Source organism: Microcystis sp. M49636_WE2, assembly GCF_030065375.1.
Classification (GTDB): Bacteria; Cyanobacteriota; Cyanobacteriia; order Cyanobacteriales; family Microcystaceae; genus Microcystis; species Microcystis aeruginosa_C.
Map to the genome: position 1 here is coordinate 1 of NZ_JASJFG010001085.1, position 2,145 is coordinate 2,145.

The following is a 2,145-nucleotide window of genomic DNA, read 5'->3' on the forward strand; positions in this document are numbered from 1 at the left end:
TCTAACTTTATCGAGAGGGATGTTATGAACTTTGCGAATAACTCTTAAAACGTGCGCTTCCACTAAGTTAGTAAAGGAAAGTTGCGGAATATTCGGATTAGGTCGTTGAATGAGGGGTAAAAACTCTTTTTGTCCTTTTTTTGTGGGGTAGGTGCGTCCTCGTACCCACGTTCTCAGAGTGGGCAAAGGAATATGGAGATAGCGCGCAGTATCGGCTATAGTGTAGGTGGGAACATGATAGAGATGCTCTAGAGATAAGGGAGATGATGCTTTGACCATCGTTAATATTTTGGTGAAGTTGTTAGGATGAGATTATCGCCTATTATTTCATTTTAGCTAATTTTGGTATCCTTGAGGATAGGGATAAAGCAGGATGAGGGCATCTCAGTGGACATTGGGGGCTAAATGAGGTTATATTTTATCTATAGAAGAACGTTTGTATGTCGCAACGATAATGAGTAATTCACTGCCAAAATATCTAGAGGAAATCACAGGCATTTATCAACAGGGTAACGCCACAGAACACAGTTATCGTCCTGCTTTAAAAAAATTAATTGAATCCCTAAATAATAACCTACAAGCTCTCAATGAACCCAAAAGGATTGCTTGTGGCGCTCCGGATTTTGTGATTAATCAGGGTATGGTAGAAATTGGTCATCTGGAAGCAAAAGATATCGGAACTTCTCTCAAAAAGGTTGAAAATACTCCCCAAATAAAACGTTATTTACAGGCTTTGGGTAATTTAATTATCACCGATCATTTAGAATTTCGTTGGTATGTATCGGGAGAATTGCGTCTATCAGCTGCCGTGGCAAGTCTTAATCAAAAAAAGCAAATTAAACCTGATTCCCAGGGGATTTTACAAGTAGAACAATTGTTCTGTCAATTTTTCCTCTCAAAAGTTATTCAGATAACAACACCGCGAGAATTAGCCAAAAAAATGGCCGCTTTAGCGCAGTTAATTCGAGATGCAATCGGTCAAGCTTTAAAAGATCAAGATTGCGGGGGAATGTTGCGGCAACAATTGCAATCTTTTCAACGAGTTTTAATTAGTGATCTCAATGAAGCACAGTTCGCGGATATGTATGCACAAACAATCTGTTATGGTTTATTTGCAGCGCGCTGTAATACGGATCAAATAAGTTCTTTTTCCAGGGAAACGGCAGCATTTCGACTACCGAAAACTAACCCTTTTTTGCGGGGAATTTTTCATCAAATTGCTGGTACAGAATTAGATGAGCGGATTACTTGGGCCGTGGATACTCTAGCCAATATTTTACAACAAACGGACATGGAGGGGATTCTTAGCAGCTTTGGAAAACGCACGCGCAAGCAGGATCCTGTGGTTCACTTTTATGAGACTTTTTTAGCCGAATACGATAGTAAAATGCGTGAGTCTAGGGGGGTTTATTATACCCCTGAACCCGTGGTTTCTTACATGGTTCGCAGTGTGGACTATATTCTAAAAAATAAGTTTCAGATTCCTAAAGGTTTGGCCGATGCCAAAAAAATTACTATTAAAAATCCTAATAATAGCCAAGAAACTCAGGAAGTTCACCAAGTTTTAATCCTCGATCCTGCTGTGGGAACAGGCACTTTTTTACACTCTGTTATCGACCATATCTATGATAGTTTTCGTCAACAGAAAGGGATGTGGTCTAGTTATGTTAGTAAACATTTATTACCCCGTCTCTTTGGGTTTGAATTACTGATGGCTCCCTACACCGTAGCACACATGAAATTAGGTTTACAACTTCAGGAATTAGGCTATGATTTTAGTGCCGATGAACGCTTGGGAATCTATCTCACTAACACCCTACAGGAAGCTTTTCAAATTCCCCCTGCTGATGGGTTTTTAAATCGCATTCGCGATGAAGCAGCTGCGGCAAAAGATGTTAAGCAAGAAATGCCAGTTATGGTTATTTTAGGCAATCCTCCCTATTCCTATCAGTCGATGAATACTGACCCTTGGATTGTGAATTTGGTTAAGGATTATTATCAATTAGATGGAAAACCATTGGGAGAGAGAAACCCTAAAGGTTTATTAGATGATTATGTGAAGTTTATTCGCTTTGCTCAGTATCGGGTAGCGGAAACTGGTTATGGAGTTGTGGCGTTAATTACAAATCATGGTTATTTGGATAA

2 protein-coding genes are annotated in these 2,145 nt (G+C 39.5%); one reads left to right on the forward strand and one right to left on the reverse strand.

All coding sequences use genetic code 11. From position 1 onward, the window contains the following. Positions 1–279, reverse strand: a 279-nt coding sequence (locus PX484_RS25225) for a helix-turn-helix domain-containing protein (RefSeq protein ID WP_502882787.1), incomplete at its 3' end; no start/stop codon positions are given. A gap of 175 nt (positions 280–454) precedes the next feature. Between PX484_RS25225 and PX484_RS25230 the strand changes: the two genes are divergently transcribed. Continuing rightward, positions 455–2,145: N-6 DNA methylase (locus PX484_RS25230; RefSeq protein ID WP_288106134.1), on the forward strand; the 1,691-nt coding region annotated here is incomplete at its 3' end.